Below are 25266 nucleotides of genomic sequence, written 5' to 3' on the forward strand. Positions count from 1 at the left end.
GGAGCACCAATGGAAATCAAACGACTGTCGCTTCCGCCCATTAATGCGCCGGGCCAGGTGACAAGCTTTTACGCTTACGAAAGCGGTGTGGCGCGCAGTGTTGCGCTGTCCAATACCGCCGTCGTGCTGGCGGGGCGCAACAACGGCACCAGTCCGGTGCTCATGATCGACTGGGACACCGAGGCGCCGGGCCTGCATCACCACTTCGGCCGCGGCGGGCAGCACGATGGGCTGGTGGAATATTTCCAGGCCTGCCGCGACTATCTGGCCACGCTGGGCCGCACCTCGGCCGCGCCGGAAGACACGGCCCTGGCACGCCAGGTGCTCGAGGCCGTGGACTGGGAACCGTACGTGGAGCGGGTGGACGAGAGCCGTCCCCTGTATCTCATGCGCGCGGGCCGCTTTGACGACACCTATGGCGAACGGGCTGCCCAGATGGACTGGGACGGCCTGTTCCAGGCCTGTCCGGCCCTGTTCCGCCAGTTTGGCGAGCACCTGGCGCGGCGCTTCCGCCATGTCCTGATCGATGCGCGCAGCGGCCGCTCGGCCGTGGCCAGCATCTGCACCACCTTGCTGCCGGCCAGGCTGGTGGCCGTGTTCACGCCCAACCAGCGCAGCGTGGAAGGGGTGTGCGGCGTGATCGAGCGCGCCGTCGAGTACCGCTGCAGCCACGAACATGCGCAGCAGCCCTTGCTGGTGTACCCCTTGCCCTCATCGATTGACAGTGCCGACTGCGAGCGGCGCGCCCTGTGGCGCCGTGGCGACGCCTGGCGCAACATCGCGGGCTACCAGAGCGTGTTCGAAGCACTCATGCGCAAGAGTTACAGCCTGGCCAGCGTATCGCTGGACAGTTATTTTGACGAAGTGCAGCTGCAGCAGACCGCTGCCATCGCCGGTGGCGACCATCTCGCACTCGCCCCGCGCCGCGACAGCGACCGCTTTTCGCTGGCGCGCACCGTGGACGCCCTGCTTGAGTGGCTCGAAGAAGGCAGGTTCCCTTGGCAGTCACTGACCGAAGTACGCCTGACGGGCGCCATTGCCGCCGCGCGCGCGCTGGACCATCGCGCCAGCGACAATGCCGTGGCCGTGCCGCTGGCCCGCCACCTGCACGAACTGGGCTGCCTGCAGCGCGACCAGCGCTGCTTTGCCCAGGCAATTGCCTGCTTTGAAGAGAGCTTGTCCATGCGCCAGCACGTGCTCGGCGACGAACACGGCGACACCCGTGCCAGCCGGGCCGAGCTGGCCGCCATGCTGCGCGACAGCGGCAAGCTGGCCGAGGCAGGATTTCTCCACGAATTGCTGTACGAAGACTGCTACCGCCTGCTTGGCGCCGACCACCCCGACACGCTGGCCGCGCGTGCTGCACTGGCAGCGACCTTGTCGGCACTGGGCGAACACGAGCGCGCGCTGGCCCTGCATGAGCAGGTCGTCAGCAGTGCCGAACGCCTGTATGGCAGCAACAGCGCCGCCACCTTCGACAGCCTGGCGGGACGGGCCCGGGCCCTGGCCGCCGGCGGCGAGCCGGGCCGCGCGCGCATGGTCTACGAACGCGTGCTGGAAGGGCGCGAGCGCCTGCTTGGCAGCGAACACACGGCCACCCTCGATTGCGCCAGCGAGCTGGCGCTGGTGCTGTACCACATGGGCGAACATCACCATGCCCGCAAGCTGCAGCAGGATGTGGTGGCCGCGCGCGAGCGCCATTGCGGCCACGACCACCCCCTTACGCTGCAGGCGCGGGCGCAGCTGGCACAGACCCTGGCCGGGCAGCGCGACATCGCCAGCGCGCGCGATGTGCTGCAGGCGCTGTCGGCGGGGCGCGAGCGGGCGCTGGGCAACGAGCACCCCGATACCCTGTCGAGCCAGCTGCAACTGGCCGCAGCCCTGGGCGAGAGCGGCCAGCATGATGCGGCCCGCCTGCTGCAGCAACAGGTGGTGGCCCTGCAGGAAAAAATGCATGGCAGCCATGACTCTTTGACACTGGAGAGCAAGAAGGCGCTGGCAGCGACCTTGTCGCACCAGGGCCACAGCGTCGATGCGCGGCGCCTGGAAGACGCGGTGCTCGACGGCGCGGCCCGGCTCGACGGCTATCCGGCCATGGCATCGGGTCCCCATGATTCCCACGCGGCGGCGGCCGGCCTGCGCCAGGCCATCGAGCAGCAGCGCGACCACCTGGGCCAGGCGGAAACGCTCAGCCAGAAGCTGCAGCAATTGCAACAGCTGATCGATAACCGCAGCGAACGCGAAGCGCGCGAACTGGCCGACAGCCTGCGCAAGTTCGTGCTCAAGCCGGGCGCTTCGCATCCCTTGCGGCTGCAAGGCGTTGAGCTGATCAAGCAAGTGTATCTGCGGGACAACGACAAGGATGCCTTGCTGTCTTTCACGCAAGACCAGGTATCCGCCCTGCAGGAAGCACTCAAGGAAGCGGCCAACGGACGCCCCATGAGCACCTTGTGAGCGCTGCCGGGCAAGAATTTGTGCGCATCGGCGAGCGATCCAACCGTTGCTTCAGGTAAAATCGCTGCATGAGAATTCTTATCAGTAATGACGACGGCTATCTCGCGCCGGGACTGGCGGCGCTGGTCGATGCCATGGCCTCGATCGCCGATATTGTCGTCGTCGCGCCTGACAGCAACCGCTCGGGTGCGTCCAATTCCCTGACGCTGGACCGCCCCCTGTCGATTTACCAGGCGGCCAACGGATTCTATTTTGTCAACGGCACCCCCAGCGACTGTGTGCACGTGGCCCTGACCGGCATGCTCGACTTCCGACCCGACCTGGTCGTGTCCGGCATTAACAATGGCCAGAACATGGGCGACGACACCCTGTATTCCGGCACCGTGGCTGCCGCCACCGAGGCTTATCTGTTCGGCATCCCGGCAATCGCCTTTTCGCAAGTGCATCATGGCTGGGAGCATGTCGACAGTGCCGCGCGCCTGGCGCGCGATATCGTGCTGCGCCGCTTTGACGCGCTGCCGTCGCCCTATCTGCTCAACGTCAACATTCCCAATTTGCCGTATGAAGCGCTGGGGAAATGGATCCCGACCCGGCTGGGCCGCCGTCACCAGGCCGAACCCGTCATCCGTGCCAAGGACCCGCGCGGGCGCGATATTTACTGGATCGGCCCGCCGGGCGGCTGCTTCGATGGCGCCGAAGGCACCGATTTCCATGCCACCGCAAATGGACATGTATCGATCACCCCCTTGCAGGTGGACCTGACCCACAAGACCCAGCTTGAACTGCTGGCCCGGGGCCTGGCATGACGGACAAGCGCAGCACTTTTCCGCTGCCGCTGTCGTCGGTGACCGGCAACGGCAACCAGCCCGGCAGCAAGCCCGGCATCTATGCGCCGGCCAAGGTGGCCACGCCCCAGACCGCCACCCGCAATGCGGCCCACACGGCCGTCATCCAGCCGTATAGTGCGCCCGTGCGCGCCGCCTCGCCTTCCAAATCGCACAGTCAGGCCATGGCGCGCGCCCAGCCGGCGCCGATCGCGTCGCCGCGCCCGGACCTGATGGTGTCGGACGCGATCCGGCGTGCCATGGTGGCGCGCGTGGCCAAACAGGGCGTGCAGGACAGCATGGTGCTGGGCGCGCTGGAGGCGGTGCCGCGCCACCGCTTCATTGACGAGGCGCTCTCGGCCCAGGCATATATTGACGCTTCCTTGCCGATTGGCCATAGCCAGACCATTTCCCAGCCCTATATCGTGGGGCGCATGATTGAAGTGATGCGCAATGGCGGCAAGCTGGGCCGGGTGCTGGAAATCGGCACCGGCTGCGGCTATCAGGCAGCCGTGCTGTCCTGCCTGGCGCAAGATGTGTACTCGATCGAGCGCATCAAGCCGCTGCACGAACTGGCCAAGAACAACCTGCGCCCCATGCGCATCCCCAATCTGCGCCTGCACTACGGCGATGGCATGCTCGGACTGCCGCAGGCGGCGCCCTTTGACGGCATCATTCTCGCTGCCGCGGGTCTGGAAGTGCCGCAGGCGCTGCTGGACCAGCTGGCCATCGGGGCGCGCCTGGTGGCGCCGGTGGGCGAGCGCGTACAGCATCTCCAGCTCATCACCCGCATCGGCAAGGCCGAATGGACCACGGAAACGCTGGAAGGCTGCCATTTCGTGCCCCTGCGCTCCGGCACCATCTGATTGTCCGCTTGACGCCGGGTGCCGCTTGCGCGCCCGAACCGTCCTATATAATGTTGAGATGAAACGAATAAGCCATATTTCCCTCCTGATCATCGCGCTTGGCCTGCTCAGCGCCTGCACCAGTAGTCAGCGCCGCGCTCCGGTGGTCGAACGCAGTCCCCACACCCGTACCATTCCTCCTGCTGCGCCCGAGGCCAAGGATGAGCGCGGATTTTATACCGTCAAAAAGGGCGATACCCTGCTGCGCATCGCGCTGGACTATGGCCAGAATTACCGCGACCTGGTCACGTGGAACAACCTGTCCAATCCGAATGACATCAAGGTGGACCAGGTGCTGCGCGTGGCGCCGCCCGAACAGGTGGCCGGGGTGCAGACCATGCCCGTGCTGACCCCGCCGCCAAGCGAAAAAGTGCAGCCGCCCATTCCCAAGAAGACCAGTCCCAAGGGCGAAAAGCGCCCTTATTCGGATGCGGCCCTGGCCGACCTGCGCGGCGACGGCGCCCCCAAGGAGCCGCGCGCGGCCGACAAGAATGATGCGCCCGATGCGCCACCGGCCAGGCCCGTGGCCAGTGCCACGCCGGGCGCGATTGCACCGGGCGCGGTGGTGACTGCCACCGACGATGAAAAGCTCAGCTGGATGTGGCCGGCCAACGGCAAGATTGTTGCCACCTTCGATGAAGGCAAGAACAAGGGCATCGACATTGCCGGGCGCGCGGGCCAGCAGGTCATGGCTGCCGGTGCCGGTAAAGTCATGTATGCGGGCAGTGGCATCCGCGGTTATGGTAATCTGGTGATTGTGAAGCACAGCAATAGCCTGTTGTCTGCCTACGCCCACAACCGCAGCATCGTGGTCAAGGAAGGCGACACGGTGAGCAAGGGCCAGGTCATCGCCGAGATGGGAGATTCGGACGCCGATTCGGTCAAACTGCATTTCGAGATTCGCCAGCAGGGCAAGCCCGTTGATCCGACGAGGTTCTTGCCCAGCCGTTAGTCTGGCCGTAGTTCGCCGGTTACCGGGGTCCAAGATGACGCATTCGCCGCACCAGTTTGATGAAGATGCCGCTTCGGAAGATGCCATGCTGGACGCTGGCGCAGCGGGCGATGATTTTCCCGACCCGCCGCTGGACGATGCCGACATTGGCGATGACGAGGCGCCCGGCCCCGGCGTGCCGGCCGTCGGCGGCCCGGCCCTGGAGAGTGTCGACGAACTGAAAAAGGTCCTGGCTGCCGAACTGTCCACCGACGCCACCCAGCACTACCTGAACCAGATCGGCACCCGGCCACTGCTCACCCCGGCCCAGGAAGTGCACTATGCCACCCTGGCCAAGGCCGGCGACTTCCCGGCCCGCCAGACCATGATCGAGCATAACCTGCGCCTGGTGGTCTCCATTGCCAAGCACTACATCAACCGCGGCGTGGTCCTGCTTGACATGATCGAGGAGGGCAATATTGGCCTCATGCGGGCGATCGACAAGTTCGAGCCCGAGCGCGGCTTTCGCTTTTCCACATACGCCACCTGGTGGATCCGCCAAAGCATCGAGCGTGCCATCATGAACCAGGCACGCACCGTGCGCCTGCCGGTGCACATGGTCCGTGAGCTCAACCAGGTGCTGCGCGCCAAATACCATCTCGAAGCCCAGCACCACGACGGCAAGGATGCCAGCGCCGAAGACATCGCCCACCTGGTCGGACGCCCGGTGGAAGAGGTACAGGACATCCTGGCCCTGTCCGAACACGCCACGTCACTCGACGCACCGCTCGACAACGATCCCCAGTCCAGCCTCATGGACCTGCTGCCATGCGAATCGGAGGACAGTCCCGACGCCCGCGCCGAGCAGCACGAAATGACGCTGCTGGTACGCGACTGGCTCACCCGCCTGCCGGACAAACAGCGCATTGTCGTGATGCGCCGTTTCGGGCTCGATAACGATGATCCGGCCACGCTGGAAACGCTGGCCGAAGAGATGGGCGTAACGCGCGAACGCGTGCGCCAGATCCAGCAGGAAGCACTCGTCAAGCTTAAACGGGCCATGGCCGCCCGTGGCGTGGTGCGCGATTCGCTGTTATGATGCTGCGGGCTGACGCACTCCCAGCCTTCCCCTGACTCCCTTTTTCGCTCTCATTGCACGCCCGCGCGCGTGGTTTTCGCTATGCACGACACCATCATCGACATCAAATCCCTCGACATGGACGCCCGCGGCGTCGGCCACCTCGCCAACGAGGACGGCTCGCCCGGCAAGGTGATTTTTGTCGAAGGGGCGCTGCCCGGCGAGCAAGTGAGCTACCAGACCTTCAAGAAAAAGAAGAACTGGGAAGCGGCGCGCATGACGGTGCTGCACAAGGCCTCGTCGATGCGGGTTGCGCCTTACTGCCCCCATTTTGACTATTGCGGCGGCTGCTCCATGCAGCACCTGGAACCCTCGGCCCAGGTGGCGATGAAACAGCGCGTCCTGGAAGACAACCTGTGGCACATCAGTAAAGTCAAGGCCGAGAACATCATGCGGCCCATGTACGGGCCTACCTGGGGTTACCGCTACCGCGCGCGCCTGTCGGTGCGCCACGTGGTCAAGAAGGGCACGGTGCTGGTGGGCTTTCACGAGAAGCGTTCGCCCTTTGTGGCCGACATCAGCGACTGCAAGATCCTGCCGCCGCACGTGGCGGCCATGCTGCTGCCGCTGCGCGCCCTCATCGGCGCCCTGAGCATATTCGACCAGGTGCCGCAGATTGAAGTGGCCATTGGCGAAGAGACGGTGGCGCTGGTACTGCGCATCATGGCGCCTCTGGCTGCGGCTGACGAAGTGCTGCTCAAGGCCTTTGCCGACCAGTGGAACATTCAATGGTGGCTCCAGACCAAGGGTCCGGAAACGGCGGCGCCTTACTATCCGCTGGACCGCGAACTGTATTACACGCTGCCCGAGTTTGGCGTGAAGATGCCGTTCAAGCCGGTCGACTTCACCCAGGTCAACCACATGATCAACCGCGTGCTGGTGGCCAAGGCGCTCAATTTGCTGGAGGTGCAGCCGACCGACCGCGTGGCCGACCTGTTCTGCGGCCTTGGCAACTTCACGCTGCCGCTGGCCACCCAGGCGCGTGAAGTGGTGGGCATCGAAGGCAGCACCACGCTCACCGAACGGGCGCTGTTGAATGCCCGCGCCAATGGCCTGTCGGACAAGACCACCTTCTCGACGCGCAACCTGTTCGAGGTCACGGTGGAAGACCTGGTCGCCCTCGGCAAATTCGACCGCATGCTGATCGACCCGCCGCGCGATGGCGCCATGGCCCTGTGCCAGGCCCTGGCCGGCCTGCGCGCCACGCTTCCGGAGCTGCTCCCGAGCCGCATCGTGTACGTGTCCTGCAGCCCGTCCACGCTGGCGCGCGACGCCGGCATCCTCACGCACGAAGGCGGCTATGTGCTCAAGAAGGCGGGCGTGGTCAACATGTTCCCGCATACCTCGCACGTGGAATCGATGGCGGTGTTTGATAAGATTAATAATATATAAATCAATATGTTATGCGCAAAGGCGACGAAAGAACCGCGTCTCCCAAATTGACGGGATTGTCTCCCATAAATTTAAAGTGGGAACATGAAGACCAAAGATACTGTCCAGCCGGGCTTTTTGCTGACCGCTCACAGTATCGACGCCGCCCTCAAGACAGGGCGGCGTCGTCTCTACTGCGTCGAATGCAAGGGACTGGAACTCACCCAGCGCCAACGAGCCAAGCCCCAGTTCCACGATTACTGGAAAGATTGAGGCGGCCAGACCCCCAGGAACTGCCGGTCTGGCTGGGCGAATACGACAAGCACACGCCGCATCTCCTTGCCGTGGTGAGAAAGCTGTGGGAGCAGGCGCATACGCTGCGCAAAGCAGGCGAGCCGGTGTTGCTCGCATACCCAGTCGTTTTAGAAGTTGCTTGAGGTATACCCATTGAGAACCGACCTCTACAGCGAAGTTCGCATGTATCGCTTACGGAGACATTCGTCTCCCAATAGGAGTCAAACGTCTCTTTTTGTGATACAATTTCCCAATGCTCGCAGATTTCCTACTTGGCCAATTCCGTACACGTGTACTGTCGGCCCTACTATTACACCCTGATACAGCATGGCATGTCAGGGAGCTCGCGCGTCGTCTTGATGCTCTGCCGGGTAGTATTAATCGGGAATTGGTCAAGTTGGCAGACGTGGGCATCCTGTCGCGGCAGCACATCGGCAATCAGGTTCACTATCGTGCCAACCGTGACTGTCCTGTGTTTGATGAACTTGCCAGCCTCTTGCGCAAGACCTCGGGGATGGCCTCAGTGTTGACAGAGGCCCTTCAGCCTTTGGCTGACCACATCCAATGCGCGGTCATATTTGGCTCGGTTGCGCGAGGTGAAGAGACGGCCCATTCGGACGTGGACGTGCTTGTTTTGGGGGACATCGGTTTCGGTGATGTAATCGAGGCTCTGCATCCTGCGCAGGATGTAGTGCGGCGCGAAATTAACCCGGTTGTCTACAAAACAGAGGACTTCTGTGCGAAGCTTGCCTCGAACAACACATGGGCGCGTGAAGTAGTTGAGAAGTCTAAACTTTTTCTAATCGGGAATGCAGATGACTTTGCAAAACTTGTTGGCCATCCAGAGTCTCGTTGAGTTCACGGCCCAGCGTGAAGACATTCAGCGTCTGTTGCTTGCGGCTGAACGAAATCTCAACGATGCTGCCGTAACAGCCATCAGTGACGAGAACCGTTTTGATGCTGCATACAAATGCGTGATGCAGTGTGCAATGGCCAGCCTGATGGCAAATGGCTATCGCACCTCAACCAGCAAGCCCGGTCATCACCAGACGGCGATTCAGGCTTTGAGGTTGACAGTCGGCCTGGATGCGAAGAAGGTCGTGGTGCTCGATGGCCTGCGCAAGCAGCGCAACATCAACGACTATGACGGTGACCCTATCAGTCCGACAGTGGTCGAGGAATGTCAGAAGCAGGCCGGCATGCTGTTGACTTATGTCCGCGAATGGCTCAAGGCCAACCACCCGGACTTCTGTTAAGATGAGCCAAGGGATGGGTACGCTCTAAGCCTTGCTCAAATGTCTCCCAATCCAGGTGCTTTGTCTCCCATGATGTAACGGTTAGCTTATGCAATAGTCGTTACTAAACAGTGAGATACAAGTATTTGCGCCATGTTCCCGCACAAGGGGGGCGATTCCCATGCCAGGCTCGATTGTGCGCATGGCCAAGGTGGTGAGGCGACTGGCGCCGTCACCAGGCTCTGCGAAGCCACGCAAAAAAAAGCGGGCGACATGCGCAAGCCTTTGCCTTGTGCCATACTTGCATCTTCCATAACGGGAGGAACATGGCTTTCGAGATCCAGTTGCGGCCCTGCGTGGCCGGCGATGCAGAGGCGCTCGCCCTGATCGGCAGTGCGACGTTTGTGGAGACGTATGCCGATGTGCTACCCGGCCCGCACATCATTGCCCACTGCAGGAAGGCGCACAGCCAGGCGCAGTACAGCGCGTGGCTGGCCGACCCCGCCTACCAGATATGGCTGGCCGAGCTGCAGCCCAACGGTTCGCCGGTCGGCTTCATGGTGGTGGGGCCGCCCGACCTGCCCATGGAGACCACGGACGCCGACCTTGAAATCAAACGCATCTACCTGCTCAGCAAGTTCCAGGGCAAGGGCAGCGGGCGGCGCATGGTGGAAGCGGCAGCCGCCCATGGTGCCAGCCGCAAGGCCGCCCGGCTGCTGCTGGGCGTCTACACCAGGAACCACCCGGCCATTGCCTTTTACCAGCGCACCAGCTTTGGCATTGTTGGCAGCCGCACCTTCAACGTGGGCGGCCACGATTACGACGACCACATCATGGGCCGCCTGCTCTGAGCGGCCCCGGGAGACCTATGCTCAACGCTGCCGCTGTCATACTCTGCCTGCTCGCCATTGCCCATTCGGTGCTGGGCGAGCGCTACATCATCACCCGATTGCTGCGCCGGGACGAGGTCCCCAAGCTATTTGGCAGCAATGTCTTTACCAAGCAGACCCTCCGCTACTGCTGGCACCTGACCACGGTGCTGGGCCTGGGCATGGCCTTGCTGCTGGTGCAAATCGAAAATGGGCAGGGTACGCCGGCCGTGGTGCAGACACTGGCGGTCACGCTGCTGGCCGCGAGCGTCCTGGCAATCGTCGTCACGCGCGCACGTCACCTGTCGTGGGTGGGGTTCGTGATGGCCGGCGTCATCTGCATCCGCTACGCCGGGATGCCAACTTTGTAGGGGCAGGCATGGATCGCGACCTCAGCTGTACTTGTGGCCGTCTGCGCGGCAAACTCAGTAACACGGAGCAATGCACGCGCATCAAGTGCTATTGCGATGATTGCCAAGCCTTTGCCGTATTCCTGGGCAAGCCGGAACAGGTGCTGGACGCCGAGGGCGGCTCTGACATTGTCCTTGCCCATCCGCGGCAGCTGAGCGTGACCGAGGGCGCCGGAGCGCTGGCCTGCATGTCCCTGTCGGACAAGGGCATGTTGCGCTGGTACGCGGCCTGTTGCAATTGTCCCATTGGTAATACGACACGCAACAGGAAGCTGGCCTTTGTGGGCTTGAGCAGCGCCTTTGTCGCCGCCACGCCGCAAGCCATGGATGCCGGCTTCGGCCCGGTCCGGATGCTGGGCTACACCGAACACGCATGGCGACCGGTGCCGGCGCGGCGCTGGCGTGACCTGCTGCCAACGCTGCAATTTGGCGTCAAGCTGCTCAAGGCGCGCCTGTCGGGCAGTTACCGCAACACGCCGTTTTTTGACGCGGCGGCGGCGCCCGTCGTGGCGCCGGTTGTCCTCAGCCCGGCCGAGCGCGCGGCGCTGGCCCGGCCGCGCCCATAAAAAAAGCCGACCCGCAGGTCGGCTTTTTCTCTAGCAACAAACTTAGTCGTTGTTGCCACCCAGACCCAGCAGGCTGAGCAGGTGCGAGAAGATCAGGTACACGTCCAGGTACAGGGCCGTGGCAGCGCGGATGTAATTGGTCTCGCCGCCGTTGACGATCTTTTGCACGTCATACAGGATGTAGGCCGAAAAGATACCAATGGCCATAACCGAGATGACGATCGACAGCGCCGGCATCTGGAACACGAAGTTCGCCAGCGACGCCAGGATCAGCACGATCACGCCGGCAAACAGCCACTTGCCCATCATGGAGAAGTCGCGCTTGGACACGGTGGCGATCGATGCCATCACTGCCAGTACCGAAGCGGTACCGCCAAAGGCCATCATGATCAGCGAGGCGCCGTTGGAAAAGCCCAGCGTGCGGGTGAGCAGGGGCGTGAGCCACAAGCCCATGAAGAATGTAAAGCCGAGCAGCATGACCACGCCCATGGCCGAATCCTTGGTCTTTTCAATGGCGTACATGAAGCCCCAGGCAATGGCCAGGAACAGGATGAAGCCCATGAAGCCGCCAGGAATTGGCAGATTGAACATGACACCCATGGTTGCGCCCAGCACTGTCGGGATCATCGACAGAGCCAGCAGCCAGTAAGTGTTACGCAGGACGCGCTGGCGCACATCCGTCACCGGCATGGCCGGGGTGTATTGTTTATCGAAACTAACTGACATAGTGCCTCCGTAGATAAAAAATGACGCTTTCGTAAAGAATAGCACGGCTGGCGAAAACGGTGCAGAATTGCCGCCAATGCCCACTCTTTGCCGGCGCCACTCTAGCACTTCCCTCTCCCCCGGTGCAATATCCTTCAAATGGGGTGTTCTATGGTAAAATTCAAGGTTGATTGAGTCTTACACTCGACATTAAACCTTTCTTTTTATTGGAGTTTTTACAAATGGCAATCGAACGCACCCTGTCGATCATCAAACCAGACGCAGTTGCAAAAAACGTCATCGGCCAAATCTATAGCCGTTTCGAAGGCGCTGGCCTGAAGATCGTCGCTGCACGCATGATGCACCTGTCGCGCGCTGAAGCAGAAGGCTTCTACGCCGTACACGCTGCCCGTCCTTTCTTCAAGGACCTGGTCGACTTCATGATCTCCGGCCCAGTCATGGTGCAAGCCCTGGAAGGCGAGAACGCGATTGCCAAGCACCGCGACCTGATGGGCGCGACCGATCCGAAGAAGGCAGAAAAAGGCACCATCCGCGCCGATTTCGCTGACTCCATCGACGCCAACGCCGTTCACGGTTCCGACGCTGCCGAAACCGCAGCCGTGGAAATCGCTTACTACTTCCCAGCCCTGAACGTGTATTCGCGTTAATTCGCGTGAATGACTGGCGTCAGCGGCTTTGGCCGGCTGACGGCAAGATGCAGCAACCGCTTGCCCCTGGCTCCAGGCCCCGGCAAGCGGGCTTTTGAACCAACCGGGATTACTATGACGACCCTCACCAACCTGCTGGACTTCGATCCCGCGCAACTCGTCGCTTATTGCGCCGAATTGGGTGAGAAGCCGTTTCGCGCCAAGCAATTGCAGCGCTGGATACACCAGTTCGGCGCCAGCGATTTCAATGCCATGACCGACCTGGCCAAATCCTTGCGCGACAAGCTGGCCACGCGCGCCGAAGTGCGCTCGCCGGCCGTCATCAGCGACAACACGTCCAGCGACGGCACCCGCAAGTGGCTGGTGGATGTGGGCAACGGCAATGCCGTGGAAACCGTGTTCATTCCGGAAGAAAACCGCGGCACGCTGTGCATTTCCACCCAGGCCGGCTGCGCCGTGAACTGCCGGTTCTGCTCCACCGGCAAGCAAGGCTTCAACCGCAATCTGACAGTGTCGGAAATCATCGGCCAGTTGTGGATGGCGGAATTTGAACTGCGCAAAACCCGTGGCATCGAGCCTGGCCCCAAGGGCGAGCGCCAGATCACCAATGTGGTCATGATGGGCATGGGCGAGCCGCTGCTCAACTTTGAGCCGACCGTCACCGCCCTCAAGCTCATGCTCGACGACAACGCTTACGGCTTGTCGCGCCGCCGCGTCACCCTGTCCACCTCGGGCGTGGTGCCCATGATGGACAAGCTGAGCCAGGAAGTGCCGGTGGCCCTGGCCGTGTCGCTGCACGCGTCCAACGACCCGCTGCGCGACGGCCTGGTGCCGCTCAATAAAAAATATCCGCTGCGCGAACTCATGGCGGCCTGCCGCCGCTACCTCGAATTCGCACCGCGCGACTTCATCACGTTTGAATACTGCATGCTCGACGGCGTCAACGACAGCGACGAGCATGCGCGCGAACTGGTGGCCCTGGTCAACGACCCGGTCGTGGGCGTGTCCTGCAAGTTCAACCTGATTCCCTTCAATCCCTTCCCGGAGTCGGGCTTGCTGCGTTCCAAGAATCCCCGGATCAAGGCCTTTGCCCAGGTGCTCATGGATGCCGGCATTGTGACCACCATCCGCAAGACCCGCGGCGACGATATCGACGCCGCCTGTGGCCAATTGGCCGGCGAAGTGCAGGACCGTACCCGCGTGCAGGAGCGCATGGAAAAAATGGCTGAATATAAAGCTAAGTTTGGCGCCGATTTCGGGCGCATTGTGGAGATCCGCTCGTGACGGCGCGGCGCGCCTCGCCCCTGGCGCTGCTGCTGTGCGCGGCCCTGCTGGGCGCCTGCGCCGGGACCGGCAAGCAGCCGCTGCCAGGCACCTCCAGTACCGAACTGAAAACCGCGTCCGACGCCACCGATACCGACAAGCTGGCCTCGATCCGGCTTGAACTGGCCATTGGCTACTACCAGACCGGCAATTACGATGTCGCCCTCGACGAAGTGAAAAAGGCCCTGGCCGCCAGCCCCGACCTGGCCGATGCCTATGGGGTGCGGGCCTTGATCTACACCGCCATGGATGAAATGGTGCTGGCCGACGAAAACTACCAGCGCGCCATGCGCCTGGCACCGAACAATCCGGAGCTACGCAACAACTACGGCTCCTTCCTGTGCCAGAACGGCCGCTACGACCAGGGCCTCGCCCAGTTTCAGGCGGCCCTCAGCAATCCCCGCTACCATTCGCCCGTCAAGGCCATGGTCAACGCCGGGGGCTGTGCCAATCTGGCCAAGAAATTTGACCTGGCCGAGCGCTATTTTCTCGAGGCCCAGAAGCTCGAGCCGGAACTGCCGGCCATTTTTTCCGGCCTGGCCCGGGTGTACTTCCAGCGGCGCGACTACCAGCGCGCCGGATTTTTTATCAACCGCCTGACGCAGCTAAGCAAGCTCGATACGCTGTCAGCCGATGTACTGTGGCTGGCGATCCGGATCGAACGCAAGCTCGGGAACCGCCCCCTGGAGACCAGCCTGGTCACCCAGCTGAGCCGCCGCTTCCCGAACTCGGCCGAGTTTGCCGCGTTCCAGCGTGGTGCATACGATGAGTGAGACAGGAACCACAATGAGTGCAGATCGGGTAGACCAGCCGGTGCCGAACCACGGTATTCCGGGCAAGACCCTTGCGGCCGAGCGCGAAGCGCTGGGCTGGACAGTGGAACAGGTAGCCGACCAGCTCAAGCTGGCCGTGCGCCAGGTAGTCGCGCTGGAAGAGGGTGATTACGCCAGCTTGCCGGGACCGGCCGTGGTGCGCGGCTTCGTGCGCGCGTACGCCAAGATCGTCAAGCTCGACGCGGCGCCCCTGGTGGCCCAGATCGCGCTGGATACGGGCGAAACGGGCGATACCATGTCGACGGCGCCGCGCCGCGACAGCAAGCCGGCCACTTTTTCCCAGTCGCGTTTTCCAACCAATGGCAAGCGCTCCAGCAAGATGCCGCTGCTCGCCATCGGCGGCGTAGTGTTGCTGGTGGCAGCGGCTGCCGGTGCCTGGCAGGCCGGCCTGATCCCGTCTTCGCTGGTGGCGCGCACCGCGCCGGCAGCGCCCGCCGCCGGCGACGCGGTGCTGACACCATTGCCCCCGCCTGTGCAGGACGGCACGCTTACCGCTCCGGCGCCCGCTGCCGTGCCGGCCGATGCCCATCCGCCCGTGATCAACAATGCCGTGCCACTCATTTCGGTGCCGCCGGCCACCCAGCCGGGCGGCACGGCGCCGGTCCCCGGTACCACGCCCGCCGCCCCGGCCGCCGGCGTGCCTGCTGCGGCCGCCCCTGGCGCCCCTGCCGCGGCTCAGGATGCCCTGGTGCTGTCGGTGCGCGAAGACTCCTGGATCGAGGTGCGTCCGGCTCAAAAAGGCCGTCCCCTGTTCTCGGGCCTGGTCAAGGCAGGCACCATTGAAACCGTCACGGTCAAGGAGCCGGTCATGCTCGTCGTTGGCAAGCCCGCTGCCGTCAGCGCCACCCTGCGCGGCGCCCCGGTCGCGCTGCCGGAAGCGCCGGGCGGCCGCGTGGCCCGCATCAACCTTCAGTAAAGCAGGCCCGTAACATGTCTTCATCGAATTTAGCGATTCCTTCCGGCCCCCTGGCGCGCCGCAACAGCCGCAGCGTGCTCGTGTCGCACGGCGAACGCAAGGTGTGGGTGGGCGGCGACGCCCCGGTGGTGGTGCAGTCCATGACCAATACCGATACCGCCGATGTGATCGGCACTGCCATCCAGGTCAAGGAACTGGCGCGCGCCGGCTCTGAAATCGTGCGTATCACGGTCAACAATCCCGAGTCGGCCGCCGCCGTGCCTTACATCCGCGAGCAGCTCGACCGCATGGATATCGACGTGCCGCTGGTGGGCGACTTCCATTACAACGGCCACACGCTGCTGCGCGATTATCCGGACTGCGCGCGCGCACTGTCGAAGTACCGCATCAATCCCGGCAATGTGGGGCAGGGCGCCAAGCGCGACACCCAGTTTGCCCAGATGATCGAAATGGCCGCGCTGTACGACAAGCCGGTACGCATCGGGGTGAACTGGGGCAGCCTGGACCAGGCCCTCCTGGCGCGCATCATGGATGAAAACGCGCTGCGCGAGCAGCCCTGGAGCGCCCAGGCCGTCATGTACGAGGCGCTCATCACCTCGGCCATTGAAAACGCCGTGCGCGCCGAAGAGCTGGGCCTGGCGCGCGACAAGATCATCCTGTCGTGCAAGGTCTCGGGCGTGCAGGACCTGATCGCCGTGTACCGCGAACTGGCGCGCCGCTGCGACTATCCGCTGCACCTGGGCCTGACCGAAGCGGGCATGGGCAGCAAGGGCATCGTCGCCTCCACGGCGGCGCTGTCGGTACTGCTGCAGGAAGGCATTGGCGACACCATCCGCATTTCGCTCACGCCCGAACCGGGCGGCGACCGCACGCGCGAAGTGATCGTGGGCCAGGAAATCTTGCAGACCATGGGCCTGCGCAAGTTCGCACCGATGGTCATCGCCTGCCCGGGCTGCGGGCGCACCACCTCCACCACGTTCCAGGAACTGGCCGACAATATCCAGAGCTATCTGCGCGAACAGATGCCCGAGTGGAAAAAAGCCTATCCCGGCGTGGAAGGCATGAACGTGGCGGTGATGGGCTGCATCGTCAACGGTCCTGGCGAATCGAAGCACGCCAATATCGGCATCAGCCTGCCCGGCACGGGCGAGTCGCCGGCCGCGCCCGTTTTTGTCGATGGCCAGAAAGTGGTCACGCTGCGCGGCGAAAACATCGTGCAGGAATTCCAGGCCATCGTGCTGGCCTACGTGCAAAAAAATTACGGCAAGACAGCGGTCACGGTCTGAGCCGGCTGCGCCTTCACATTCCAAGAACATAAGAGCAATCATCGATGTCCGATAATAAGAAACCTGAAAAGATCACCGCTGTCAAAGGCATGAACGACATCCTGCCGGCCGATGCGCCGCTGTGGGAACTGTTTGAAAACACCGTTCACTCGGTGCTCAAGAGCTATGGCTTCCAGAAAATCGTCACGCCCATCGTGGAAGACACGGCCCTGTTCAAGCGTGCCATCGGCGCCGTGACCGATATCGTGGAAAAGGAAATGTATTCCTTTGAAGATTCCATGAACGGCGACGCCCTCACGCTGCGCCCGGAAGGCACGGCCGGCGTGGTGCGTTCGGTCATCGAACATAACCTGGTCTATGAAGGCCCCAGGCGCGTGTGGTACAAGGGACCGATGTTCCGTCACGAAAAGCCCCAGCGTGGCCGCTATCGCCAGTTTTTCCAGGTGGGCGCCGAAGCGATCGGCTTTACAGGGCCGGACATTGACGCCGAACTGATCATGCTGTGCCGCCGCCTGTGGGATGACCTGGGACTGGAAAACATCGCGCTCGAGATCAATTCCATTGGCGACGCAGCGGAGCGCCAGCGCCACCGCGCCGACCTGATCGCCTACTTTGAAGCCAACATCGACCAGCTCGATACCGAGGCAAAAAACCGCCTGCACGCCAATCCGCTGCGCATCCTCGACAGCAAGAATCCTGCCATGCAGGAGCTGGTCAACAATGCGCCCAAGCTGCTCGACTACCTGGAAGGCGAATCGGTGGCCCACTTCGAAGGCGTCAAGCGCATCCTGGACCACAACAATATTCCCTACAAGGTCAATCCGCGCCTGGTGCGCGGGCTTGACTATTACAACCGCACCGTGTTCGAGTGGGTCACGACCGAACTGGGTTCGCAGGGCACGGTCTGCGCCGGCGGGCGCTACGACCCCTTGATCGAATCGTTCGGCGGCAAGCCGACGCCGGCCGTCGGGTTCGCCATGGGCATCGAGCGCCTGATCGAACTGATGAAGCAGGCCGGCGACATGAGCGAGCCGGCTGCCTGCGACGTCTACATGGTGCACCAGGGCCAGGCGGCGCAGATGCAGGCATTCGTGCTGGCCGAGAGAATTCGCGATGCCGGCCTCGATGTTGTGCTACATTGCGCGGCGGCGAGCGGTCCTGGCAGTTTCAAGACCCAGATGAAAAAGGCGGACGGCGCGGGCGCGGCCTTTGCCGTGATCCTGGGCGACGATGAAATTGCCAACAACACGGCGGCGGTCAAGGCCATGCGCGGCAAGGAAGGCGCGGGCCAGCAGGCCAGCGTGGCGTTTGACGATGTGGTCGACTACCTGGTCGGCCAGATCGTGGGCGATCATGACCACGATCACGAGCACGTGCATTATCATCCGTAAGCGCGCCGCCGGCAGCACCGCATTATTTTAATTACCTCATTACCGACATCAAAGAAGACCATGGCATACGATCACGAAGAACAGGAACAACTAGCAACGCTGCAGGATTTCTGGAAAAAATGGGGCAATCTGATCATGACGGTCCTGATCCTCGTGTTCGGTGCCTACGCAGCCTACAATTACTACAACTACTACCAGCGCAAGCAGGCAGTGGAAGCGTCGGTGCTGTACGACCAGCTGCAGGCCTCGCTGGCCACCAAGGACAACGCCAAGGTGCAGCGCATGGCAGCCGATGTGCAGTCCAAGTACAAGAGCAGCGCCTACGCCCAGATGGCTGCCCTGGCCGCGGCCAAGAGTGCGTTCGACATCAACGACCTCAAGACCGCCAAGGCCCAGCTGCAGTGGGTGATCGACAACGGCAACGATGAATACAAGTCGCTGGCCAGGATCCGCCTGTCCGGCGTGCTGCTGGACGAAAAAGCGTACGATGCAGCCATGCAGCAGCTTGGCACCGGCATCCTGCCACAGTTCGCAGGCGCCGTGTCCGACCGCAAGGGCGACATCCTGGTTGCACAGAACAAGATCGCCGAAGCGCGCGCCGCCTACCTGGCCGCGCTCAACGCGATGGATGACAAGAACCCGGGCCGCCAGCTGGTGCAGCTCAAGCTGGAAGCCATTGGCGGCACCGCCCCCGCGCCGAAGGCTGGTGCGGCCGCTGCGGCTGCTGCATAAGCTGCGCAGCCAGTTCGATTTTCCCAGTGCGGCCCGCCCGTGCCCAAGGTACGGGCGGGCCGTATGCGCTAATCACCGAGTCTGAAACAAGGTACAACACTATGCGTATTACCCAGAAGCTTGTCGGAGTAGGTATGCTGGCCCTGATGGCCGGTTGCTCGACCTTAAATTCGCTCAACCCCTTTGCCTCCAAGAGCAAGGCCACGCCACCGTCGCCACTGGTCGAACTCAAGGCCACCATGGCCGTGCGGACCGCCTGGAAGCTCGACATGGGCAAGTCCGACAACTACGCCTTTACCCCGGCCGTGGTGGGCAATACCGTGATCGTGGCCGGCGCCCCCGGCGCCCTGGCGCGGGTGGAATCGGCCACCGGCCGCCCGCTGTGGCGCATCAAGACCGCCGTGCCGCTGACGGCCGGCGTGGGCTCGGACGGCAATTTCATTGCGGTCGGCGGCGTCAAGGGCGCGGTGCTGGCCTTTGACATGGACGGCAAGCAGCTGTGGAAGCAGCAGGCGTCCAGCGAAGTGCTGTCCGCGCCGGCGGTGGGCGAGGGCGTGGTGGTGGTGCGTTCGATCGACAACCGCATCGTCGGCTATGACGCCAAGACCGGCACCCAGAAGTGGACCGTGCAGCGCGTGGCCCCGCCCCTGACCCTGCGCGGCGCGCCGGGCATGACGGTGAAGGGCAAGGAAGTCATCATCGCCCAGCCGGGCGGCAAGCTGCTGGCCCTGAACCTGGCCACCGGCGCCCCACGCTGGGAAGTGGCGGTGGGCGAAGCGCGTGGCGCGACCGAGCTCGAGCGCGTCACCGACATCGGCGGCGCGCCGGCGCTGCTGGACGACGACGTGTGCGCCGCTTCCTACCAGGGCCGCGTGGGCTGCTTTGACGTGGCCACGGGCGCGCCCCGCTGGACCAAGGAATTGTCTTCGCACGTGGGCGTGGCGCTAGACCAGCGCTTCCTGTTTGCGGTCGACGACAAGGGTGCCATTTCGGCATTCAACCGCGAAGGCGGCTCCAGCGTCTGGAAGAACGACAAGCTGGGCTACCGCAGTGTCTCGACCCCGGTCTCGTATGGCCGCGCCATCGCCGTGGGCGACTACCAGGGCATCGTCCACTTCCTCTCGCGCGAAGATGGCGCCTTTCTTGCCCGTGCGGCGACCGATGGCAGTGCGATCACCTCGCAGCCCGTGGTGGCCGGCACGAATCTGATCTTTCAAACACAATCTGGGACTGTGACCGCGATCGCGGTCGAATAACACCATGAAGCCGGTAATAGCATTAGTTGGTCGCCCCAACGTCGGAAAATCGACTCTTTTCAATCGCCTCACCCGCTCGCGCGATGCGCTCGTGGCCGACCTGCCAGGTCTCACGCGCGACCGCCACTATGGTGAAGGCCGCGTGGGCGAGCGTCCCTTCCTCGTCATTGACACGGGCGGCTTCGAGCCCGTGGCCAAGGAAGGCATCATGTTCCAGATGGCGCTGCAGACCAAGCAGGCCGTGGCCGAGGCGGACGTGGTGGTGTTCATCGTCGACGGCCGCCAGGGCCTGACCCCGCACGACAAGACCATCACCGATTTCCTGCGCAAGTCGGGCCGCAAGGTCATGCTGGTGGTGAACAAGGGCGAGGGCATGAAGTACACGAGCGTCGTGGCCGACTTCTATGAACTGGGCATGGGCGACCCGTATGTGATTTCGGCCGCCCACGGCGATGGCGTGGCCGACCTGGTCGAGGAAGCGCTCAACGAAGCATTTGCCTCGCGCCCGGACGAACCGGAAGAGCTGGAGAAGGCCGACCGCGGCGTCAAGATCGCCATCGTCGGCCGCCCCAACGTGGGCAAGTCGACCCTGGTCAATACCCTGCTGGGCGAAGAGCGCGTGATTGCCTTCGACATGCCGGGCACCACGCGCGACTCGATTGAAATTCCGTTCGAGCGCGATGGCCGCAATTACACCCTGATCGACACGGCCGGCATCCGGCGCCGCGGCAAGGTGTTTGAAGCCATTGAAAAGTTTTCAGTCGTCAAAACACTGCAATCGATTTCGGAAGCGAACGTCGTCATCCTGCTGCTGGACGCCCAGCAAGACATTTCCGAGCAAGATGCCCATATTGCCGGCTTCATCCTCGAATCCGGCCGCGCCCTGGTGGTGGCGGTCAACAAATGGGATGGCTTGCAGTCGGACGAGCGCGATGAAATCAAGATCGACCTCGACCGCAAGCTGGACTTCCTGTCGTTTGCCAAGACCCATTTCATCTCGGCCTTGAAGGCCTCCGGCATTGCCCAGATGATGAAGTCGGTCGATGCGGCGTATGCGGCCGCCACGGCCGACCTGTCCACGCCGCGCCTGACGCGCGCCCTGATCGAAGCGGTGGAAAAGCAGGAACCGAAGCGCAAGGGCTCGATCCGTCCAAAAATGCGCTATGCTCACCAGGGTGGCCAGAATCCACCAATTATCGTGATTCACGGCAACGCCCTCGATGCGATTGGCGAGCCGTACAAGCGCTACCTGGAAAAGCATTTCCGCGATACCTTCAATCTGGTCGGTACGCCGCTGCGGATCGAATTGCGTGTTGGTAAGAACCCGTTTGCCAGAGGGGCAAAATAAGGCCGCCGGCTGGCTGGCCGAACGACAGAAATTTGTAAAACAGGTTACAGTACCCAGGTGACATCATTCGCCTTTTAAGAATGATGGCCTGGGCACTTGAAAACAAGCGAGTCGCCTCCAATTTTTAACTACAACAACATCACGGAGCTGTTATGAGCAACAAAGGGCAATTGTTACAAGACCCATTCCTTAATGCCTTGCGCAAGGAGCACGTACCCGTCTCGATCTACCTGGTCAACGGCATCAAGCTCCAGGGACACATTGAATCGTTCGATCAGTATGTTGTCCTGCTGCGCAATACCGTCACCCAGATGGTTTACAAGCACGCAATCTCCACCGTGGTACCAGCTCGCGCTGTCAATCTCAATCTTGATTCCGAAGCTGAATAAGGCGATGGGCCTCAAGTTAAGCGCGGGAGGCCTATGCGCGCAGCACTAGTTGGCATCGATTTTGGTGCTGGCGACTTCAACGCCAGCGTGGAAGAGCTGGCGCTGCTGGCGCGTTCGGCCGGTGCCGAGCCGATTACCACCATCACTTCCAAGCGCAGCAGCCCGGACGCAGCCTACTTCGTGGGCAGCGGCAAGGCCGACGAAATCGGCCAGGCCTGCGCCGACGACAATCTCGAAATCGTCATCTTCAACCATGCGCTGTCCCCGGCGCAGCAACGCAACCTGGAAAAACGGCTCAATGTGCGCGTGCTCGACCGCACCAGCCTGATCCTCGATATCTTCGCGCAGCGCGCCCAGAGCCACGAAGGCAAGCTCCAGGTGGAACTGGCGCAGCTGCAGCACCTGGCCACGCGCCTGATTCGCGGCTGGACCCACCTTGAGCGGCAAAAAGGTGGTATCGGCCTGCGCGGCCCTGGTGAAACCCAGCTTGAAACCGACCGCCGCCTGATTGGCGAGCGCGTCAAGGCCTTGCGCACCCGCCTGTCCAAGCTACGCAAGCAGCACGCCACCCAGCGCCGCCAGCGTGGCAAAAGCCATACCTTTTCCGTCTCGCTGGTGGGCTACACCAATGCCGGTAAGTCGACCCTGTTCAATTCCCTGACCAAGGCCGGCGTGTACGTGGCCAACCAGCTGTTCGCCACGCTCGACACCACCTCGCGCCGCGTCTACCTGGGCGAGGAAGTGGGCAATGTCGTCTTTTCCGACACCGTCGGTTTTGTGCGCGAGCTGCCGCACCAATTGGTGGCGGCCTTCCGCGCCACGCTCGAAGAAACCATCCATGCCGACCTGCTGCTGCACGTGGTCGACGCGGCCAGCCCGGTGCGCATGGAGCAGATCGAGCAGGTCAATCTCGTGCTGCGCGAAATCGGCGCCGATCATATTCCGCAGATCCTCGTGTGGAACAAGATCGACGCGGCGGGCCTGGAGCCGGCCGTCGAGCGTGATGAATATGATAAAATCAGCCGCGTTTTCATCAGCGCCCATACCGGCGCTGGTCTCGACATGCTGCGCGAGGCAGTCGTTGAAATGGCCCGCACGGCCCCGGGCCAGTCGCATCTGTACCAGGACCAGGATGCAGCGCGGGCCCAGGATGACGATGACGAAGGCGCCCACGATCAAGAGCAGGACGATGCCGATGCCGGAATGACGCCCGACGTCGAACCGGTTGCAATTCAAACCTCCACCAATGCCGGACCACGATAGATGCTTGCTTCAATCATTCAACGCGTCAGCACCATGCTGACGCCCAAAGGGCAGGGCGCCCCGCTGCGCCAGGATGGCAAACGCCCGGGCGAAGGCCCACCGGACCTGGACCAGATGTGGCGCGACTTTAACGCCCGCATCGGCCGCATGTTCGGCGGCAGCGGCGACAACAACAGTGGCCCTGGCGGCTACCGTCCCGACAGCAAGGGCGCTGGCATCACTGCCGGCGTCATTGCCGGTATTGCGGCCGTCATCTGGCTGCTCTCGGGCACCTTCATCGTGCAGGAAGGCCATACGGCGGTGGTCACCACCTTCGGCCGCGTGACCCACAGTGCTCCGGCAGGCCTGAACTGGCGCTGGCCGGCACCGTTCCAGTCGCACGAGACGGTCAATGTCTCGCAGGTGCGCACCGAGGAAATCGGCTACCGCGGCACGGCCCGTACCAAGCAGCCCAAGGAAGCGCTGATGCTGACCGACGACGCCAACATCATCGACGTGCAGTTCGCCGTCCAGTACACCATCAAGGATCCCATTGCCTGGCTGTTCGTCAACCGCGAGCAAGAAGAAACCGTGCGCCAGATCGCCGAAACCTCGATCCGCGAAGTGGTAGGCCGCAACCAGACCGACTTCGTCCTGTACGCGGGCCGCGAAAAGGTGGCCTTCGATACCCAGCAGCTGATGCAGTCGCTGGCCGACGAGTACAAGCTGGGCGTGCAGTTCACCAACGTGACAATGCAGAACGTGCAGCCGCCGGAGCAGGTGCAGGGCGCCTTTGAAGACGTCAACAAGGCAGGCCAGGACAAGGCCCGCGCCAAGAACGAAGGCGAAGCCTATGCCAACCAGATCCTGCCGCAGGCCGAGGGTACGGCCAAGCGCCTGGTGCAGGAGGCCGAAGCCTACCGCACCATGGTGGTAGAAAACGCGACCGGTAACGCGGCGCGCTTTAACCAGGTGTATGCCGAATACCAGAAGGCGCCGGCCGTCACGCGCGACCGCATGTACCTCGACACCATGCAGCAGGTCTTCACCAGCGCCAGCAAGGTGCTGGTTGACGCCAAGTCGGGCAGCAACCTGCTGTACCTGCCGCTGGACAAGCTCATTGCCCAGACCGCAGCCAATGATGCCGCAGTCGGCGCCAAGTCCGGACCGGTGCAGGTGGCACCGTCGGCGGCCGACATGCTGCCGCTGGACCAGGTGCGCCAGCGGGACAACCGCAGCCGCGATGCATCACGTGATCGGGAGAGCCGTTAATGAATCGAGTTGTAACCCTGGTAGTGGCGGGTTTTATCGCCATCATGCTGCTGTCGTCCACCCTGTTCGTGGTCAACCAGAAGCGTCACGCGATCCTGTTCTCCTTCGGTAAGGTGAGCGAGGTGTACAGCGAGCCTGGCCTGTACTTCAAGCTGCCGGCGCCGTTCCAGAACGTGGTTTTCCTCGACAAGCAGGTGCTCACGCTCGACACGCCCGACGCCGAGCGCTTCATCACTGCTGAAAAGACCAACATCCTGGTCGATGCCTACGTCAAGTGGCGCATCGCCGTGCCGCTCAAGTACTACGTGAGCTTCAACGGCGACGAGGCGCGCGCGCGCGACCGCCTGGCGCAGATCGTCAAGGCTGCGCTCAACGATGAAATCACCAAGCGCAGCGTGCGCGATGTGATTTCAGGCCAGCGCGCGGCCGTCATGGCGGCGATTCAGAAAAAAGTGGTGGGCGAGGCGGCGCTGGTGGGCATCGACATTGTCGATGTGCGCCTCAAGCGGGTCGATTATGTCGACGAGATCAATGCCTCGGTCTACGAGCGCATGAAGGCAGAACGCGTCAAGGCTGCCAACGAGCTGCGCTCGACCGGTTCGGCCGAGTCGGAAGGCTTGCGCGCCGAAGCGGACCGCAAGCGCACCGAGATCCTGTCGCGCGCATTCCGCGCGTCCGAGGAAATCAAGGGCCAGGGCGACGCCCAGGCGTCCAAGATCTACGCTGAAGCGTTTGGCAAGAGTCCCGAGTTCTACAAGTTCTATCGTTCGCTCGAGGCGTACCGCGCCTCCTTCAACAGCCATGGCGACGTCATGGTGGTCGACGCGAACTCGGAATTCTTCAAGTACTTCCGCAGTCCGGGTGGCGCCGCGGCGCCGGCCAAGGCCAAGTAAGTACAAGCCGGCACT

The 25266-nt window shown here is 62.8% G+C and carries 26 protein-coding genes; 25 read left to right on the top strand and 1 reads right to left on the bottom strand.

Features of this window, described 5'->3' with window-relative positions:
* Window positions 1-9: 9 nt before the first annotated feature.
* From KY495_RS16210 to KY495_RS16265, 12 genes are all read left to right on the top strand, one after another.
* Complete coding sequence (locus KY495_RS16210) at window positions 10-2454, top strand: tetratricopeptide repeat protein (RefSeq protein ID WP_219880415.1); 2445 nt, start codon at window positions 10-12, stop codon at window positions 2452-2454.
* 68 nt (window positions 2455-2522) lie between these two features.
* On the top strand, window positions 2523-3260 hold the full coding sequence (gene surE / locus KY495_RS16215) for a 5'/3'-nucleotidase SurE (protein WP_219880416.1): 738 nt from the start codon (window positions 2523-2525) through the stop codon (window positions 3258-3260).
* The gene (locus KY495_RS16220) at window positions 3257-4144 is read left to right on the top strand and encodes a protein-L-isoaspartate(D-aspartate) O-methyltransferase (RefSeq protein WP_219880417.1); all 888 of its coding nucleotides are present in this window, start codon (window positions 3257-3259) and stop codon (window positions 4142-4144) included. The genes surE and KY495_RS16220 overlap by 4 nt, the downstream gene beginning before the upstream one ends.
* 58 nt (window positions 4145-4202) lie before the next feature.
* The gene (locus KY495_RS16225; protein WP_219880418.1) at window positions 4203-5135 is read left to right on the top strand and encodes a peptidoglycan DD-metalloendopeptidase family protein; all 933 of its coding nucleotides are present in this window, start codon (window positions 4203-4205) and stop codon (window positions 5133-5135) included.
* Between the two features lie 34 nt (window positions 5136-5169).
* Complete coding sequence (gene rpoS / locus KY495_RS16230) at window positions 5170-6213, top strand: RNA polymerase sigma factor RpoS (protein WP_219880419.1); 1044 nt, start codon at window positions 5170-5172, stop codon at window positions 6211-6213.
* Window positions 6214-6294: 81 nt separating this feature from the next.
* A complete protein-coding gene (gene rlmD, locus KY495_RS16235) occupies window positions 6295-7644 on the top strand; it encodes a 23S rRNA (uracil(1939)-C(5))-methyltransferase RlmD (RefSeq protein WP_219880420.1) in 1350 nt (449 codons plus the stop codon).
* An 84-nt stretch (window positions 7645-7728) separates the two neighbouring features.
* Window positions 7729-7896: a hypothetical protein gene (locus KY495_RS16240; protein ID WP_219880421.1), complete on the top strand. Its 168-nt coding sequence runs from the start codon at window positions 7729-7731 to the stop codon at window positions 7894-7896.
* A gap of 274 nt (window positions 7897-8170) precedes the next feature.
* On the top strand, window positions 8171-8773 hold the full coding sequence (locus KY495_RS16245; RefSeq protein ID WP_219880422.1) for a nucleotidyltransferase domain-containing protein: 603 nt from the start codon (window positions 8171-8173) through the stop codon (window positions 8771-8773).
* The gene (locus tag KY495_RS16250) at window positions 8733-9173 is read left to right on the top strand and encodes a DNA-binding protein (protein ID WP_219880423.1); all 441 of its coding nucleotides are present in this window, start codon (window positions 8733-8735) and stop codon (window positions 9171-9173) included. The genes KY495_RS16245 and KY495_RS16250 overlap by 41 nt, the downstream gene beginning before the upstream one ends.
* Window positions 9174-9478: 305 nt before the next feature.
* Entirely contained in the window at window positions 9479-10003 is a 525-nt protein-coding gene (locus tag KY495_RS16255) for a GNAT family N-acetyltransferase (protein WP_219880424.1), read from the top strand.
* A gap of 17 nt (window positions 10004-10020) precedes the next feature.
* Complete coding sequence (locus KY495_RS16260) at window positions 10021-10392, top strand: hypothetical protein (protein ID WP_219880425.1); 372 nt, start codon at window positions 10021-10023, stop codon at window positions 10390-10392.
* An 8-nt stretch (window positions 10393-10400) separates the two neighbouring features.
* Window positions 10401-10997: a DUF6151 family protein gene (locus KY495_RS16265; protein ID WP_219880426.1), complete on the top strand. Its 597-nt coding sequence runs from the start codon at window positions 10401-10403 to the stop codon at window positions 10995-10997.
* 42 nt (window positions 10998-11039) lie between these two features.
* On the opposite strand, the gene KY495_RS16270 is transcribed toward KY495_RS16265, so the two are convergent.
* Window positions 11040-11723 carry a Bax inhibitor-1 family protein gene (locus KY495_RS16270; RefSeq protein ID WP_219880427.1) on the bottom strand — a complete coding sequence of 228 codons (684 nt, stop codon included), beginning with the start codon at window positions 11721-11723 and terminating at the stop codon, window positions 11040-11042.
* A gap of 221 nt (window positions 11724-11944) precedes the next feature.
* Between KY495_RS16270 and ndk the strand changes: the two genes are divergently transcribed.
* The 13 genes from ndk to hflC all read left to right on the top strand — a co-directional run bounded on the left by ndk (window position 11945) and on the right by hflC (window position 25251).
* Entirely contained in the window at window positions 11945-12370 is a 426-nt protein-coding gene (gene ndk / locus KY495_RS16275) for a nucleoside-diphosphate kinase (RefSeq protein ID WP_126074279.1), read from the top strand.
* Between the two features lie 114 nt (window positions 12371-12484).
* Window positions 12485-13654 (top strand): 23S rRNA (adenine(2503)-C(2))-methyltransferase RlmN, encoded by a 1170-nt coding sequence (rlmN, locus tag KY495_RS16280; RefSeq protein WP_219880428.1) that lies wholly within the window; start codon window positions 12485-12487, stop codon window positions 13652-13654.
* On the top strand, window positions 13651-14466 hold the full coding sequence (pilW, locus tag KY495_RS16285) for a type IV pilus biogenesis/stability protein PilW (protein ID WP_219880429.1): 816 nt from the start codon (window positions 13651-13653) through the stop codon (window positions 14464-14466). Before rlmN ends, pilW begins: the two co-directional genes overlap by 4 nt.
* A 13-nt stretch (window positions 14467-14479) precedes the next feature.
* Window positions 14480-15442 carry a helix-turn-helix domain-containing protein gene (locus KY495_RS16290; RefSeq protein ID WP_219880430.1) on the top strand — a complete coding sequence of 321 codons (963 nt, stop codon included), beginning with the start codon at window positions 14480-14482 and terminating at the stop codon, window positions 15440-15442.
* Window positions 15443-15456: 14 nt separating this feature from the next.
* Window positions 15457-16728 (top strand): flavodoxin-dependent (E)-4-hydroxy-3-methylbut-2-enyl-diphosphate synthase, encoded by a 1272-nt coding sequence (gene ispG / locus KY495_RS16295; RefSeq protein WP_219880431.1) that lies wholly within the window; start codon window positions 15457-15459, stop codon window positions 16726-16728.
* Between the two features lie 44 nt (window positions 16729-16772).
* Window positions 16773-18119 (top strand): histidine--tRNA ligase, encoded by a 1347-nt coding sequence (gene hisS, locus KY495_RS16300; RefSeq protein ID WP_219880432.1) that lies wholly within the window; start codon window positions 16773-16775, stop codon window positions 18117-18119.
* Between the two features lie 60 nt (window positions 18120-18179).
* The gene (locus KY495_RS16305; RefSeq protein WP_219880433.1) at window positions 18180-18851 is read left to right on the top strand and encodes a tetratricopeptide repeat protein; all 672 of its coding nucleotides are present in this window, start codon (window positions 18180-18182) and stop codon (window positions 18849-18851) included.
* A gap of 101 nt (window positions 18852-18952) precedes the next feature.
* The gene (gene bamB, locus KY495_RS16310; protein ID WP_219880434.1) at window positions 18953-20107 is read left to right on the top strand and encodes an outer membrane protein assembly factor BamB; all 1155 of its coding nucleotides are present in this window, start codon (window positions 18953-18955) and stop codon (window positions 20105-20107) included.
* A 4-nt stretch (window positions 20108-20111) separates the two neighbouring features.
* Entirely contained in the window at window positions 20112-21455 is a 1344-nt protein-coding gene (gene der, locus KY495_RS16315) for a ribosome biogenesis GTPase Der (protein ID WP_219880435.1), read from the top strand.
* Window positions 21456-21607: 152 nt separating this feature from the next.
* On the top strand, window positions 21608-21844 hold the full coding sequence (gene hfq / locus KY495_RS16320) for an RNA chaperone Hfq (RefSeq protein ID WP_026354376.1): 237 nt from the start codon (window positions 21608-21610) through the stop codon (window positions 21842-21844).
* A 33-nt stretch (window positions 21845-21877) separates the two neighbouring features.
* Window positions 21878-23107, top strand: coding sequence for a GTPase HflX (gene hflX, locus KY495_RS16325; protein WP_219880436.1), 1230 nt, complete (start codon window positions 21878-21880; stop codon window positions 23105-23107).
* The gene (gene hflK / locus KY495_RS16330; RefSeq protein ID WP_219880437.1) at window positions 23108-24358 is read left to right on the top strand and encodes an FtsH protease activity modulator HflK; all 1251 of its coding nucleotides are present in this window, start codon (window positions 23108-23110) and stop codon (window positions 24356-24358) included.
* The gene (gene hflC, locus KY495_RS16335; RefSeq protein WP_219880438.1) at window positions 24358-25251 is read left to right on the top strand and encodes a protease modulator HflC; all 894 of its coding nucleotides are present in this window, start codon (window positions 24358-24360) and stop codon (window positions 25249-25251) included. The genes hflK and hflC overlap by 1 nt, the downstream gene beginning before the upstream one ends.
* Window positions 25252-25266 lie beyond the last annotated feature (15 nt).

The sequence above is a fragment of the Massilia sp. PAMC28688 genome, from assembly GCF_019443445.1.
GTDB lineage: Bacteria > Pseudomonadota > Gammaproteobacteria > Burkholderiales > Burkholderiaceae_D > Telluria_A.